The organism is Pseudomonas sp. SMV71, assembly GCF_052042015.1.
Taxonomy (GTDB): domain Bacteria; phylum Pseudomonadota; class Gammaproteobacteria; order Pseudomonadales; family Pseudomonadaceae; genus Aquipseudomonas.
In genome coordinates this window covers 38,220-52,440 of sequence record NZ_JBKGGU010000022.1, presented here as the reverse complement: position 1 = coordinate 52,440, position 14,221 = coordinate 38,220, and the positions used below count along the sequence as shown (strand labels likewise).

At 61.2% G+C, this 14,221-nt stretch carries 12 protein-coding genes; 1 reads left to right on the top strand and 11 read right to left on the bottom strand.

Going from position 1 to position 14,221, the window contains the following annotated elements:
* Nucleotides 1-10: 10 nt before the first annotated feature.
* Together pgl and zwf are read right to left on the bottom strand one after the other, a co-directional pair.
* On the bottom strand, nt 11-724 hold the full coding sequence (gene pgl, locus ACLEJQ_RS20990) for a 6-phosphogluconolactonase (protein WP_440798034.1): 714 nt from the start codon (nt 722-724) through the stop codon (nt 11-13).
* Nucleotides 711-2,180: a glucose-6-phosphate dehydrogenase gene (gene zwf, locus ACLEJQ_RS20985; protein WP_440798032.1), complete on the bottom strand. Its 1,470-nt coding sequence runs from the start codon at nt 2,178-2,180 to the stop codon at nt 711-713. The genes pgl and zwf overlap by 14 nt, the downstream gene beginning before the upstream one ends.
* Before the next feature lie 196 nt (nt 2,181-2,376).
* Here zwf and ACLEJQ_RS20980 point away from each other — a divergent pair, with 196 nt between their 5' ends.
* Nucleotides 2,377-3,237 carry a MurR/RpiR family transcriptional regulator gene (locus tag ACLEJQ_RS20980; protein ID WP_172679636.1) on the top strand — a complete coding sequence of 287 codons (861 nt, stop codon included), beginning with the start codon at nt 2,377-2,379 and terminating at the stop codon, nt 3,235-3,237.
* A gap of 139 nt (nt 3,238-3,376) precedes the next feature.
* Here the strand turns inward: ACLEJQ_RS20980 and ACLEJQ_RS20975 are convergent, their stop codons facing one another.
* The 9 genes from ACLEJQ_RS20975 to ACLEJQ_RS20935 form a co-directional block, all read right to left on the bottom strand.
* Nucleotides 3,377-4,231: a D-hexose-6-phosphate mutarotase gene (locus ACLEJQ_RS20975; RefSeq protein ID WP_440798030.1), complete on the bottom strand. Its 855-nt coding sequence runs from the start codon at nt 4,229-4,231 to the stop codon at nt 3,377-3,379.
* A gap of 291 nt (nt 4,232-4,522) precedes the next feature.
* Nucleotides 4,523-5,869, bottom strand: a complete 1,347-nt coding sequence (locus ACLEJQ_RS20970) for a carbohydrate porin (RefSeq protein WP_440798028.1) — start codon at nt 5,867-5,869, stop codon at nt 4,523-4,525.
* A 199-nt stretch (nt 5,870-6,068) separates the two neighbouring features.
* Nucleotides 6,069-7,229, bottom strand: a complete 1,161-nt coding sequence (locus tag ACLEJQ_RS20965) for an ABC transporter ATP-binding protein (protein ID WP_440798027.1) — start codon at nt 7,227-7,229, stop codon at nt 6,069-6,071.
* 2 nt (nt 7,230-7,231) lie between these two features.
* The gene (locus ACLEJQ_RS20960) at nt 7,232-8,077 is read right to left on the bottom strand and encodes a carbohydrate ABC transporter permease (RefSeq protein WP_003198539.1); all 846 of its coding nucleotides are present in this window, start codon (nt 8,075-8,077) and stop codon (nt 7,232-7,234) included.
* A complete protein-coding gene (locus ACLEJQ_RS20955; RefSeq protein ID WP_440798025.1) occupies nt 8,070-8,978 on the bottom strand; it encodes a carbohydrate ABC transporter permease in 909 nt (302 codons plus the stop codon). The genes ACLEJQ_RS20960 and ACLEJQ_RS20955 overlap by 8 nt, the downstream gene beginning before the upstream one ends.
* A 107-nt stretch (nt 8,979-9,085) precedes the next feature.
* On the bottom strand, nt 9,086-10,387 hold the full coding sequence (locus tag ACLEJQ_RS20950; RefSeq protein WP_440798023.1) for an ABC transporter substrate-binding protein: 1,302 nt from the start codon (nt 10,385-10,387) through the stop codon (nt 9,086-9,088).
* 116 nt (nt 10,388-10,503) lie between these two features.
* Entirely contained in the window at nt 10,504-11,763 is a 1,260-nt protein-coding gene (locus ACLEJQ_RS20945) for a D-mannose isomerase (RefSeq protein ID WP_440798021.1), read from the bottom strand.
* A 245-nt stretch (nt 11,764-12,008) separates the two neighbouring features.
* Nucleotides 12,009-13,478 (bottom strand): ATP-binding protein, encoded by a 1,470-nt coding sequence (locus ACLEJQ_RS20940; RefSeq protein WP_440798019.1) that lies wholly within the window; start codon nt 13,476-13,478, stop codon nt 12,009-12,011.
* Nucleotides 13,468-14,199 (bottom strand): response regulator, encoded by a 732-nt coding sequence (locus ACLEJQ_RS20935; protein ID WP_245138291.1) that lies wholly within the window; start codon nt 14,197-14,199, stop codon nt 13,468-13,470. The genes ACLEJQ_RS20940 and ACLEJQ_RS20935 overlap by 11 nt, the downstream gene beginning before the upstream one ends.
* Between the last annotated feature and the right edge of the window lie 22 nt (nt 14,200-14,221).

The following is a 14,221-nucleotide window of genomic DNA, read 5'->3' as shown; positions in this document are numbered from 1 at the left end:
GATCCTTGGTTCATGGGCACCAGTAAATCTCTAACGTAGGTTGCAAAAACGCGCGGATCGGCATCTCGGCGACATTGTCACCGGCCACCGCAGCGTTCAGGGTGGTCAATTTCGACTGACCGGAAATCGACAGCACTTTGTGTTTTGCAGAGGCCAGCAAGGCGCGACTCATGGTCAGGCGCTGGTGCGGCACGGTCGGCGCCAGCATCGGCCAGCAACGGCGTTCACCATTGGCGTCCAGGGCCTGGGCCAGGTTCGGGCTATCAGGGAACAGCGAGGCGGTGTGTCCGTCGTCGCCCATGCCCAGGATCAGCACGTCGATCGGTGGCAATTCGGCCAGCAGACGATCCGCCTGCTCGGCAGCAGCCTCCAGGTTGGCACTGGCGCTGTAGAGGCTGAGGAACTGCGCCTTGGCCGCCGGGCCTTGCAGCAGGTAACGCTTGAGCAGGCCGGCATTGCTGTCGGCGTGTTCAACCGGCACCCAGCGTTCGTCGGCGAGACTCACCACGACTTTCGACCAGTCCAGCGCCTGCTTGGCCAGGCTCTGGAAAAACGCCACCGGGCTGCGACCGCCAGACACCACCAACACCGCCGTGCCGCGCGCATCAATCGCCTCGCGCAGTTGTTCGGCCACTTTCAATGCCAGCCCTTCGGCCAACAACACCGGGCTCTTGAATTCCAGGGCGCTGACACCCTGGGGCAGTTTCAGTTCAGATATCGCCATACCACGACCTCCCATCCCGCGTGATCAGTGCAATGGAGCTCATCGGCCCCCAGGACCCGGCCGCGTACGGCTTGGGCGCATCGCCGGATTTCTTCCAACCGGCGATCAACTGGTCACACCACGTCCACGCGGCTTCGATTTCATCTTTACGGACAAACAGGTTCTGATTGCCGTTCATGACTTCCAGCAACAGCCGCTCATACGCATCGGGAATCCGTGCGCTGCGCCAGGTGTCGGAAAAGTTCAGTTGCAAAGGACCGCTGCGCAACTGCATGCCCTTGTCCAGGCCTTGCTCCTTGGTCATCACGCGCAAGGAAATGCCCTCGTCCGGTTGCAGGCGGATGATCAGCTTGTTGCTGATCTGCAAGCGTTGCTCCGGCGCGAAGATGTAGTGGGACGGTTCCTTGAAGTGAATGACGATCTGCGACAGCTTCTGCGGCATGCGCTTGCCGGTACGCAGGTAGAACGGCACCCCGGCCCAGCGCCAGTTACGGATGTCGGCGCGCAGGGCAACGAAAGTCTCGGTGTCGCTCTGTGTATTGGAATTGGGCTCTTCCAGGTAGCCCGGCACCGCCTTGCCTTCGCTGTGGCCGGCGATGTATTGGCCGCGCACCACCTGGGTGGTAAGGCCTTCCGGGCTGATGGGCGCCAGGGCCTTGAGCACCTTGACCTTCTCGTCACGGATACTGTCGGCAGAAAGGTCCGCCGGCGGGTCCATGGCAATCAGGCAGAGCAACTGCAGCAGGTGGTTCTGGATCATGTCCCGCAGTTGGCCGGCCTTGTCGAAGTAACCCCAGCGGCCTTCGATGCCGACCTTCTCGGCCACGGTGATTTCCACGTGGGAGATGTAGTTCTGGTTCCACTGGGTTTCGAACAGGCTGTTGGCGAACCGCAGCGCAATCAGGTTCTGAACGGTTTCCTTGCCCAGGTAGTGGTCGATGCGATAGGTGCGGTTTTCCGGGAAAAACTGCGCCACCGCGTCGTTGACCTTGCGCGACGACTCCAGGTCCGAGCCGATGGGTTTTTCCAGCACGACGCGGGTGTTTTCGCTCAGGCCAACCTTCGCCAGGTTCTCGCAGATCGCCCCGTAGACCGCCGCCGGGGTGGCGAAATAGGCGATGACTTGCGGGGCCGAGCCGGCCAGCTCGGCCAGGGCGACGTAATCGTCGGCCTTGAGGAAGTCCACATGCAGGTAGGTCAGTCGGCCCAGGAAGCGTTCGAGTACGGCCTCGTCCAGGTCCTTGTCGCCCACGTAGCGGCGCAATTCAGTGGCGATGAACGTCAGGTGCTGCTGCTCGCTACCGGGCTCACGGGCCAGCGCGATGATCCGCGTCTGCTCATGCAGAAGGCCGGCGCCGTCAAGTTGATAAAGGGCGGGAAACAGCTTGCGCAAGGCCAGGTCGCCCAAGGCGCCGAACAAGGCAAAGGTGCACGGCTCAACCGTAATCGAATGCATGATGTTTGTTCTTTTATCAAGTTAAGCTACAAATACCTTTTTTCAAGGTATCACTCAAGGAAAAATGTAGTAATAACCACAACATTTTCCGAAAATACCGATTCCGAGTGGTGGTCCGCCGGAGCCAACAGTAGGATAGGCCACCGCAAAGGGTCGTATCAAAGACCCGTCTTTCTAGGAATCTTGTATGGACCGCGTGCGAAATTTACTGGAGCAGATCCAGAGTCGCCTTGAAGACCTGAACAAGGCCGAACGCAAGGTGGCCGAGGTGATCCTGCTCAACCCACAGCAGGCCACCCGTTTCAGCATTGCCGCCCTCGCCCAGGCCGCGTCGGTCAGCGAACCCACGGTCAACCGTTTCTGCCGCTCGTTCGGCGTCAGCGGTTACCCGGAACTGAAGTTGCAACTGGCCCAGAGCCTGGCCAGTGGCGCCGCTTATGTGAGCCGTGCGGTAGAAGCCGACGACAACCCGCAGGCCTACACCCAGAAAATCTTTGGCAGTGCCATTGCTTCGTTGGACAGCGCCTGCCAGGCCCTTGATCCAAATTTGATCAGCCGTGCCGTCGATCTGCTGATCCAGGCGCGGCAGATCCACTTCTTCGGCCTCGGCGCCTCGGCTCCGGTGGCGCTGGATGCCCAGCACAAGTTTTTCCGCTTCAACCTGGCGGTGACCGCCCACGCCGACGTGCTGATGCAACGGATGATCGCGTCGGTGGCCCATACGGGTGAGCTATTCGTGATCATTTCCTACACCGGGCGCACCCGCGAACTGGTGGAAGTGGCGCGCATCGCCCGGGAAAACGGCGCTTCGGTACTGGGCCTGACCGCCGAAAACTCGCCGCTGGCCAAGGCCAGCACCCTGAGCCTGAACATTCCGCTGCCCGAGGACACCGACATCTACATGCCGATGACCTCGCGGATCATCCAGCTCACCGTGCTGGATGTGCTCGCAACCGGCATGACCCTGCGCCGGGGCGTGGACTTCCAGCCGCACCTGCGCAAGATCAAGGAAAGCCTGAACGCCAGCCGGTATCCGGTGGGGGATGAGTTCAATTGATTCGACGTGAGGGCTTTATGGCCTGACAAGCCGTCATCGCGAGCAAGCTCGCTCCCACACTGGGTCTTTGGCGTTCACAACCCCCTGTGGGAGCGAGCTTGCTCGCGATGGGGCCGGCAGCCTCACCCACCCTCCAGAGCTAAACCCCCGCCCACGCCTGCAAACTCAGGTGCGCCCGCTCCCCCGGCGCCAGGCACAGGCTGTCCGTGCCGCCACTGGCCGCCTCGACACACACGAACTCATTGACCTCATCCCAACTCACCCCCAGCAACGGTCGGGCGCCGGGATGCCACACCACGGTGTCGGCGCTGTCGCCGGTGTCGATGCACAATTGGCGCTGCCAGGCGTGGTCCTTGAGCTGCAACTCTCCTTCGTGCTGGAACACCCGCTGACAACCACCGTCGACCCGCAACTCACCTTCCTGCTGGCAAACCGCACGGTTCAGATGGTCATAACCCTGCGCGCCCTCAAGCCCAGACAGCGCTACCTCACCGACGTCACCAATACGCCAATAGGCATGCAACGCCTGGCTCAACTGGCAAGGCAGACTGTCCTGATGCTCGGTGCTCAGGCGCAGTTCCATGCGTGCACCCAGGTCCGCATGCAGGTCCACCTGCCAATCGCACAACTGCAATTGCCAGTGCAGGTGCACGCCGTCGTCGTCGCTGCGACTGTCGAGCAGCTTCCAGTCGATCAAGCGCGCCCAGCCATGGGAAGGCCAGGCATTCTCGCTGGGATGACGCCCATACCACGGCCAGCACACCGGCACCCCGCCACGTATCGCGCCGACCTGCGGCCATTTGGCGGCGCACCACAACCAAGGCTTCTGTCCGCGCGGCTGAAAGTGCAGCAACTGCGCGCCCTGGCGACTGAACACCGCCTGGCACAGCGGATGATCGATCACCAGCACATCGCGCTGCCGATAGCGCTCCCACGCAAACACCGGGCGCTCGCGCAGGGATTTGAAAAAGCGTTGTAGCGGATGCTCATGCATGGGCCACGGTCCTGGAAATCATTGAATTGCTCATCTGTTCGCGACGCGCTCTTTTGTGGCGAGGGAGCTTGCTCCCGCTCGACTGCGAAGCAGTCGTAAACGAGGCAAATGCGGTCTGGCTGACGCACCGCAGTGAATGGTTTTGGGGTCGCTTCGCAACCCAGCGGGAGCAAGCTCCCTCGCCACAGCGCTCGGTGTCCGACCAAACTATTGAGTGCTCCCCAAAAAAAAGCGGACAGCCTTGGCTGTCCGCAAATATGCGCACATAGAGAGGAGCTTATCGCAACAGTGTTAGAACACCGACTGAATTTTCAGGCCGGCCACCAGCGCGTTGTCGACTTCATCCACACCACCTGGGTGAGTGATGTATTGCAGGTTAGGCCGTACGGTCAGCCAGTCGGTCACGTGGACCCCATAGTTGAGCTCGTAGTTGTACTCGGTGTCGCGCAACGGAGAGAACAGCGGATTCTCATAGTCAGCCACACCGTTGGCGGCGTTGGTCAGCTCAGCGTTTTTCTTCACGTCATCGTTGACATGAATGCGCGCGAAACCGATGCCGATGTCATCTTTTGGACGCGCGTCGAACGGCCCTTTGTACACGAACATCAACGACTGGTAGTTGTCGACGACGTTGGTGTCCTTGTCGTGGAAGGTCGCGTTGGCAGCGATGTTCAGACCGCGGGACGCATCACCGTTGTGGGTGGTGAGTTGTTGTTGCGCCACGAACCAGTAGCCGTGCTTGCTGTTGTGGCTGCGGTAGGCGTTACCGGTGGTCGCGGCGTCGTCGCCGTTGTCGTCTTCGCGCACGTCATTGGCATCGGCCGTGCTCTTGTAGTAACCGACGCGGTATTCGCCCGGCAGGCTGTTGACCTTCGGCGACCAGACCAGCTCGACCGGGATCACGGTGCCCTTGGTACCGCTGCCGCTGAGCTTGAAGCCGTTGCCGTGCTCCAGCTGCGAAGGGTTCTGGTTGTAGGCACCGATCTGCGCATAGAACTCAGGGGTGAGGTTGTACTTCACGCGGATCGCGGCCTGGCTGACTGGCCAGTTGTACCAGATGTTGGTCGCCCAGTTACCCACCTGGGAGCCGCAGAACGCCAGGTTCTGGAATTCGCACGGGAAGGTGTTGAAGTCTTCGCCTTCACCGAAGTAACCGGCCTTGACGTCCAGCTTGCCGTCGAGGAACTGGTGCTTGATCCACAACTGGGTCAGACGGACCATGTGACCACGGCCGTAGACTTCCTGGGAAGAGCTCAAGGTGCCGGCACGTGGATCACCAACGCGGTCGTTGGAGATGTTCTGGCCGTTACGATTGGTCAGTTGGATCTTGGCCTGGGTGTTATCCCAGCCCCACAATTTTTGCAGATCCAGCGCTACACCCAGACCGAACTGGTCGGAATAACGCGCAGTCTTGTCGTTGTTGTAGCCACCGTGCAGGTTGCCGCCCACTTCCCCGACGTAGTCGGCCTTGATGTCGATACCCTGCTCGATCAGCTTGGTCCGCTCGCCACCCCAATCGCCCGTCATCCATTTCGAATTGGAACTGAACGCGTCGTCAGCCTGTGCGCTACCCACCAGCATCATCGCCGCAACGGCTGACAACTGGCAGATGAGCTGGGCGTTGTTTCTCTTCTTCATCCCTACATCCTCGTCTTTATTGTTATGAACTGTTTTTATTTTTTCTAACGCGGTTTACAACGATTGCGGTGGATGGTCCCCCACCCGCCGCATACCTCTTTTTGTGGGAGCGAGCCTGCTCGCGATAGCGGTATGCCATTCACCCGCACGACGGCAGGCATACCGTCATCGCGAGCAGGCCCACACCCACATTTTTTCTTCACCGGCCTTTGAACTGCGCCACGTTCGGCGCTCGCTCCTGGGCTTGCGTCTGACCCGCCACACCCAGGCGCTCGCCCGTTTGCGCATCAAATAGTAATACTTTTTGAGGGTCGAACTGAAGCGTCAGATTTTCCCCTGCTTGCGGGGCAACGTCCGGCGCCAGGCGGCAGCAAACCTTGGTGTCATTTAGACTGACAAATACCAGGGTGTCCGGCCCGGTCGGCTCGGTGACCTGGACTTCAGCGCGGATGGTCGGCAAGCCGTTGGGCTCGCTGCCGGCCAGCACGATCTGTTCCGGACGCAAGCCGAGAATCACTTCACGGTCTTCAAGGCCGGCGTCCTGCATGCCCAGCGGCAACTCGCAACGGGCCTGGCCGCTGTCGAGCAGCGCCAGCAGGCGACCGTCCTTGCGTTGCAGGCGCAACGGGATGAAGTTCATCGGCGGCGAACCGATGAAGCTCGCCACGAACAGGTTGGCCGGGTTGTTGTAGATGTCCTTCGGCGTACCGAACTGCTGGATGATCCCGTCCTTCATCACCGCCACTTTGTCGCCCAGGGTCATGGCTTCGATCTGGTCGTGGGTGACGTAGACCGTGGTGGTTTTCAGACGCTGGTGCATCAATTTCATTTCGGTGCGCATCTCGACCCGCAGCTTGGCGTCGAGGTTGGACAGCGGTTCGTCGAACAGATAAATCTTCGGCCGCCGCGCCAGTGCCCGGCCCATGGCCACGCGCTGTTGCTGACCGCCGGACAGTTGGCCGGGCTTGCGGTTGAGCAGGTGTTCGATCTGCAACAGCTTGGCCACGCGGGTGACTTCTTCGTCAATTGCCGACTGGCTCATCTTGCGGATCTTCAAGCCGAACTCGATGTTCTCGCGCACGCTCATGGTCGGGTACAGCGCGTAGGACTGGAACACCATCGCGATGTCGCGATCCTTGGGGCTCATGCCGCTGACGTCCTGGTCGCCGATCATGATCGCGCCGCCGGTGATGGTTTCCAGACCGGCGATGCAGTTCATCAGTGTCGACTTGCCGCAACCGGAAGGACCGACCAGGATCAGGAACTCACCGTCCTTGATCGACAACTCGATGTTCTTCAGGGTATCCGGCAGGCCGGCACCATAAGTCTTGTTTACATTGCGAAGTTCGAGCGTTGCCATGATTACCCCTTGACTGCGCCGGCCGTCAGGCCGCGCACGAAATACTTGCCTGCCACTACATAGACCAGCAGGGTCGGCAGCCCGGCGATCATCGCCGCCGCCATATCAACGTTGTATTCCTTGGCCCCGGTGCTGGTGTTGACCAGGTTGTTCAACGCCACCGTGATCGGCTGGGAATCGCCGCTGGAGAACACCACGCCGAACAGGAAGTCGTTCCAGATCTGGGTGAACTGCCAGATCAGGCAGACCATGATGATCGGTGTCGACATCGGCAGGATGATCCGCCGGAAGATGGTGAAGAACCCCGCACCGTCCAGGCGTGCAGCCTTGACCAGCGCATCGGGAATGCTCACGTAGTAGTTACGGAAGAACAGTGTGGTGAACGCCAGGCCGTAGACCACGTGCACGAACACCAGGCCGGTGGTGGTACTGGCCAGGCCCATCTTGCCGAGGGTGAACGACGCCGGCAGCAGCACGGTCTGGAACGGCAGGAAGCAGCCGAACAGCAGCAGCCCGAAGAACAACTGCGAACCGCGGAAGCGCCACATCGACAACACGTAGCCGTTCAACGCACCGATGGCGGTGGAGATCAGCACCGCCGGGACGGTAATCTTGATCGAGTTCCAGAAGTAGCCGTCCACCGTGGCCCAGGCCTTGACCCAGCCAATGCCACTGACCACGGTCGGCCAGCTCAACAGGTTGCCGGTACTGATGTCTTCCGGGGTCTTGAAGCTGGTCAACAGCATGACCACCAACGGCACCAGGTACAGCAACACGGCGAGGATCAGCACCGCGTAGATCGCGATGCGACTCAGGCTGATGGAAGGTTTGGCGGCGAGACTAGTCATGACGCTTGGTCCTCAGCTCGGAGTACAGGTAAGGCACGATGATCGCGAGAATCGCACCGAGCATCAGGATTGCGCTGGCCGAGCCCATGCCCATCTGGCCACGACTGAACGTGAAGGAGTACATGAACATCGCCGGCAGGTCGGAGGAATAACCCGGGCCACCGGCAGTCATTGCCGCCACCAGGTCGAAACTCTTGATCGCGATGTGCGCCAGGATCATCACGGCGCTGAAGAACACCGGACGCAGGCTGGGCAGCACCACCTTGAGGTAGATGCGCGGCATGCTCGCGCCGTCGATTTGTGCGGCACGGATGATCGATTGATCGACACCCCGCAGGCCGGCCAGGAACATCGCCATGATGAAGCCCGACGCTTGCCACACCGCCGCGATCACCAGGCAGTACACCACGCGGTCCGGATCGATCAGCCAGTCCAGGCGGAAGCCTTCCCAACCCCAGTCACGCAGCAATTTGTCCAGGCCCATGCCCGGGTTGAGCAGCCATTTCCAGGCAGTACCGGTGACGATCATCGAGAGCGCCATCGGGTACAGGTAAATGGTGCGGATGAAGCCTTCGCGGCGGATGCGCTGGTCGAGGAACACCGCCAGCAACACGCCGATCACCAGGGTGATGCCAATGAACATGCCGCCGAACACGGCGAGGTTCTTGCTCGCCACCCACCAGCGATCGTTGTCCAGCAGACGCGCATATTGCGCCAGGCCAGCCCATTTGTAGTTCGGCAAGAAGGTCGAGGTGGTGAACGACAGCACGAACGTCCACAAGATATAGCCATAGAAGCCCACCAGCACGATGAACATGCTCGGCGCCAGCACCAGTTTTGGCAGCCAGCGTTGCAGCGCATCGAACGGCGAGGCCTTGCTGAACACAGCAACAGAACTCATGGGAAGATCCAGTACAAAGATAGATTAGGGGCAGCTACAAGCCCCGAGCTGCAAGCTGCAAGCTCAAACACACCTTGCAGCTTGCAGCTTGTAGCTTGCAGCTGCTCTTATTTGGCCGACTGAACCGCCGCACCGAGTTTCTTGGCGGCATCGGCCGGGTCGGCTTTCGGGTCGTTGATGTAGTTGGTCACCACGTCAAAGAACGCACCCTGCACCGCCAGCGTGGTCGCCATGTTGTGCGCCATGCTCGGTTGCAGGCCGCCGGACTTGGCGTCCGCCAGGAAGTCCTTGGCCGCGGTCTGGGCGCAGGAATCGAACCCATACTTGGCCATGTCGGCCAGCATGTCGTTGCGCACCGGAATCGAGCCTTTGTTGATGCTGAAGACTTTCTGGAAGTTCTCACCCAGCACAACCTTGGCAATGTCCTGCTGACCGGCCGAGGTGCCCTTGTCCTTCTGCTTGAATACCGCCAGGGAGTCGATGTTGTAGGTGAAGGCCTTGTCGGTGCCCGGGAAGGCGACGCACTCGTAGTCCTTGCCGGCAACTTTCTTGGCCGCGGTCCATTCGCTCTTGGCCCAGTCGCCCATGATCTGCATGCCGGCCTTACCGTTGATGACCTTGGCCGCTTCCAGGTTCCAGTCCTGGCCCTTGCCGTCGTCGTCCATGTAGGTCGCGACTTTCTTCAGCTCGGTCAGCGCCTTGACCATTTCCGGACCGGTCAGGGCCTTGTTGTCCAAATCAACCAGGGCTTTCTTGTATCCCTCGGCGCCCATCACCGAAAGCACCACCGCTTCGAACACGGTACTGTCCTGCCAAGGCTGACCACCATGGGCGAGCGCAATGAAGCCCGCCGCCTTCAGTTTGTCGCCAGCGGCATAGAACTCTTCGAGGGTGGTCGGGTTTTTCGTGATGCCGGCTTTCTTGAAGACTTCCGGGTTGATCCACAGCCAGTTGACGCGGTGGATGTTCACCGGCACGGCCACGTAGTCACCGTCGTACTTCACGGTGTCGGAGACTTTCTTGTCGAGCAGGCTGTCCCACTTCTCTTCCTTGGCAACGTCTTTGAGGACGTCACTGTCGAGCAGCCCGGTGGACGCCCATTCCTGGATGTCCGGGCCTTTGATCTGGGCGACGCCCGGTGGGTTGCCGGCTACGGCACGGCTCTTGAGCACGGTCATGGCAGTGGAACCGCCACCCCCTGCGACAGCACCGTCCTTCCAGGTAAAGCCATCTTTTTCTACCTGGGCCTTGAGCACATCGACCGCGGCTTTTTCGCCACCCGACGTCCACCAGTGGACGACTTCCACGGAACCTTTGGATTCGGCGGCCAGGGTGCTGACAGGGAATGCTGCGACGGGAAGCAAGGAAGCAAGAGAAATGACAGTAGCGAGGCGAGAAATCGCATTCATCTGGAATTACCTTTCTTGTTGTTATGCATGCAAGCCTGGAGCTTGCGCTGCATGGATTCTAATCAGGGGGAATCCCTTCGCAGGTAACGAAGGGACGTGCAAATGTCACGACACGGTTACACAGCCAAAGTGCCGGATAACTGCGCCAGGGCCGACGCCATGCTCGGTGCCAGGGGCAAGCGTGGAATCAGCACAGCCTGCCAGGCGTGATACAGGTCCGGCTTGCCCGGCCAGATATCGGCGCTGGGGCGGTTCTGCGGATCGAGTTCGTGTCGCCAACTGCCGTTGCAGCGATCAATGAAATACGACTCACAAAATTCCCAGAATTGCCGGTACCAGGCTTCGTAACTGGCCTCGCCGGTGCGCTTGAGCAAGGCACTGGCGGCCGCTGCGGCTTCGGCGTGGACCCAATGCAGGCGGTGGCGGACCACGGCGCGATTATCCCAGTCCAGGGTGTAGACAATGCCGGGCGCACCATCGACATCCCAGCCGTGGCGGCAGTTCTGCTCGAAGAGTTTCTGCGCGTCCTGGACCAGCCAGCCCGGCGTCAGCATGCCGGCCTGCACCCGCGCCGCTTCGAGATGCAGCAACAGCCGCGCCCATTCGAAACCGTGGCCGGGGGTGGTGCCATAGGGGCGGAAGCCGTCGGCCGGGTTGTCGTGGTTGTACTCGCGCAATGGTTGCCAATGGCGGTCGAAATGCTCAACCACCAAGTAGTCGTTGGCGGCGGCGTGACCATGAATCACCCGTTCGACGATGCGCAGGGCGCGAACCAGCCAGCGCGGGTCATCGGTGGCGTCGGCCAGGGCCAGGAACGCTTCGGTGGCGTGCATGTTGCTGTTGGCGCCGCGATAGGCCTCCTCATCGCTCCAGTCGCGTGCGAAGGACTCGCGCAGTGCGCCTTCTTCTTCGCTCCAGAAATACCTGTCGATGATCCGCACCGCTTCATCCAGCAAGGCCTGGGCGCCGGGGCGCCGGGCGATGACTGCCGAGCTGGCGGCCAGGGCGACGAAGGCGTGCAGGTAGGCGGCTTTGCCGTCACCATCCTCGTGGGGCCGCGCCGTGGCAAACCAGCCGCCATGCTCGGCGTCGCGCAACGCGCCGCCGAGGGCCTGGACACCATGGTCCACCAGTGCGGCAAAACCCGGCAGGCCCTGGATGTGCGCCATGGCGAAACTGTGGGTCATGCGCGCGGTGTTCATGGTCTCGGCCCGGGCATCGGGCGGCAGGCGACCCTGGTCGTCGAGGTTGCCAAAGCCGTCCGGCAGTTTCGACGCCTTGGCAAACGACAGCAATCGCAAACCTTCGGCAGCGAGCCATTGCTGGTGGGCCGGAGCGTTCAGCCAGCTGCTGAACGCCGGTTGGAAGGTGTTCATCGGGGAAGACCTTTTTGTTGTTTTGACGCGAGGGAGTCTAAACAAGGGGGGGCGGGTGGCAGGTAACGAAAGGGGCGCGTTATGTCACAAGCTTGTGACATTTGGCCTAGGAATGGTGGTGAAGCTGCTGATGCCATCGCGAGCAGGCTCGCTCCCACAGGGTTCGATGGCACGCACAAAATCTGCGAACAACTCAATCAACTGTGGGAGCGAGCCTGCTCGCGATTAACGATAACGCGGCCTGACTAATCAGCACTGCGAGGCAACTGCAACGTCACTCGCAACCCACCCTCACGCAGGTTTTGCAGGGTCACTTCGCCGCCATGGCTGTGGGCGATGTTGCGGGCGATGCCCAGTCCCAGGCCATACCCCTGCTGTTGCCCGGCCAGGCGAAAGTGCGGTTCGAAGACTTGCTCCAGACGCTGTTCCGGTACGCCCGGGCCTTCGTCGTCGACGTGCAGGACGAATGCAGTCTCATCGTCATCGATGTGCAGGTGAGCGTTCTGCCCGTACTTCAAGGCGTTGTCGATCAGGTTGCCGATGCAGCGCTTGAGGGCCAGCGGCTTGCCGGGATACGGCGCCAGCGCCCTGCCATCCAGCGTCACCCGGCCGTTGCCGTTGGGCGCCAGGTACGGTTCGATCAGGCATTCGAGTACATGGTTGAGGTCTACCGGCTCGATGTTTTCATGGATGTCGGTGTCCTTGACGCATTGCAGCGCGCCCTTGACCAACAGTTCCAGCTCGTCCAGGTCGCGGCCGAACTTGGCCTGCAGGTTCTCATCCTCCAACAGCTCGACGCGCAACCGCAGCCGCGTGATCGGCGTGCGCAAATCATGGGAAATCGCACTGAACAACTGGCTGCGTTCAGTCAGGTAGCGGCTGATGCGTTCGCGCATGGCATTGAACGCTCGCCCCACTTCCACTACTTCACTGCCGCCGCCCTCGGCCACCGGTTCGACTTCGGCGCCCAGGGACATATCCCGCGCCACGCGGGCCAGACGTTTGAGAGGCCGGCTCTGCCAATGCACCAGCAAACCGATGAACAGCAACAGCAGGCTACTGGTGAGTACGATGAAGCCGACCTGCTGCTTGGGCAGGTCCTGTTCTTCAAGACTGGTGTAGGGCTCGGGCAGCAACGAGGCGATGTACAGCCATTCGCCGGGCGCCATCTGGATCTGTGTGACCAGCACCGGTGGGTTCACCGGTTCCAGCGTCAAGGCGTAGTGCGCCCAGGAACGCGGCAGTTCGTCGAGCTTCAGCCCGCCGTTGAAGATCCGCAGGTCCTCGGGACTGACGAACTTCACCGAGATGTCGGCGTTGTTGCCCAGGGAGCGGCGCAACACCTCATCCACCGCCTGGAGCACGGCCAGCTTGCGCGGCGTCACCGGCAACACGTCCATGCCCAGGGGTTTGTCGTTGAGGGTGACGACAAATCGCGTGCCGCCCATGCTGCGCAATTGATCCAGCACCAGCGGCCGATACGCCACCGGCAACGAACGCAGGTAACTGACGCTGGCCGTCATCGAATGGGCCAGGCTACGGGCGGCGGTAACCAGGCCTTCGAGCTGGGTGGCGCGCAGTTGCGAGACCCAGATCACGCTGGACAGGGTCTGGGCGAACAGCACCACCAGCAAGGTCAGCAACAGCATCCGTCCGAGCAGCGAGCGCGGCACCGGGACCCGCCGTGCTATTTTCCTGATCCAGTCAGTGCCCATTGCTGGCAACCACGGTGGCCGCCAGTTGATAACCGCTGCCGCGCACAGTGCGAATCAGCCGCGGTGGCTTCTCAGTGTCTCGCAGACGCTGGCGCAGGCGACTCACCGCCATGTCGACGATCCGGTCCAGGGGCATCAGTTCACGACCGCGGGTGGCGTTGCCGATGGTGTCGCGGTCAAGGATTTCCTGGGGATGATCGAGGAACAGCTTGAGCAAGGCAAAGTCTGCGCCGGAGAGAATCACCTCCTCACCGTCGGCGTGAAACAGTCGATGACTGACCATGTCCAGGCGCCATTCGTCAAAGGCCAGGACTTCACCGCCGGAGCGTTCCTGGCCGAATTGCGCCCGACGCAGCAAGGCCTTGATCCGCGCTTGCAGTTCACGCGGGCTGAAAGGCTTGCCCAGGTAATCATCGGCCCCCAGCTCCAGGCCGATCACTCGGTCGGCTTCGTCGGAACTGGCGGTGAGCATGATGATCGGCACATGGGCCTGGCGCGGGTGCTGGCGAACCCAGCGACACAGGCTGAAGCCATCCTCGTCCGGCAGCATCACATCGAGAATCACCAGGTCGCTCGGCGCATCGTTCAGCGCCTGGCGAAACCCGGCGCCATCCGGCGTAGTGCGCACTTGGAAACCCGCGCGACTGAGGTAGGTGTCCAGCAGCTCGCGAATCTCCTGATCGTCGTCGACCAACAAAATCGATTTGTTCACTGAACTCACGGGGCCTCGTCCTTGCTGGTGG

Bases quoted from the DNA above. Each gene is read 5' to 3' on its own strand.
- ACLEJQ_RS20970 (WP_440798028.1), bottom strand. From the start codon at position 5,869: ATGAAGAAGAGAAACAACGCCCAGCTCATCTGCCAGTTGTCAGCCGTT.
- ACLEJQ_RS20940 (WP_440798019.1), bottom strand. From the start codon at position 13,478: ATGGGCACTGACTGGATCAGGAAAATAGCACGGCGGGTCCCGGTGCCG.
- zwf (WP_440798032.1), bottom strand. From the start codon at position 2,180: ATGCATTCGATTACGGTTGAGCCGTGCACCTTTGCCTTGTTCGGCGCC.
- ACLEJQ_RS20975 (WP_440798030.1), bottom strand. From the start codon at position 4,231: ATGCATGAGCATCCGCTACAACGCTTTTTCAAATCCCTGCGCGAGCGC.
- pgl (WP_440798034.1), bottom strand. From the start codon at position 724: ATGGCGATATCTGAACTGAAACTGCCCCAGGGTGTCAGCGCCCTGGAA.
- ACLEJQ_RS20950 (WP_440798023.1), bottom strand. From the start codon at position 10,387: ATGAATGCGATTTCTCGCCTCGCTACTGTCATTTCTCTTGCTTCCTTG.
- ACLEJQ_RS20965 (WP_440798027.1), bottom strand. From the start codon at position 7,229: ATGGCAACGCTCGAACTTCGCAATGTAAACAAGACTTATGGTGCCGGC.
- ACLEJQ_RS20945 (WP_440798021.1), bottom strand. From the start codon at position 11,763: ATGAACACCTTCCAACCGGCGTTCAGCAGCTGGCTGAACGCTCCGGCC.
- ACLEJQ_RS20960 (WP_003198539.1), bottom strand. From the start codon at position 8,077: ATGACTAGTCTCGCCGCCAAACCTTCCATCAGCCTGAGTCGCATCGCG.
- ACLEJQ_RS20955 (WP_440798025.1), bottom strand. From the start codon at position 8,978: ATGAGTTCTGTTGCTGTGTTCAGCAAGGCCTCGCCGTTCGATGCGCTG.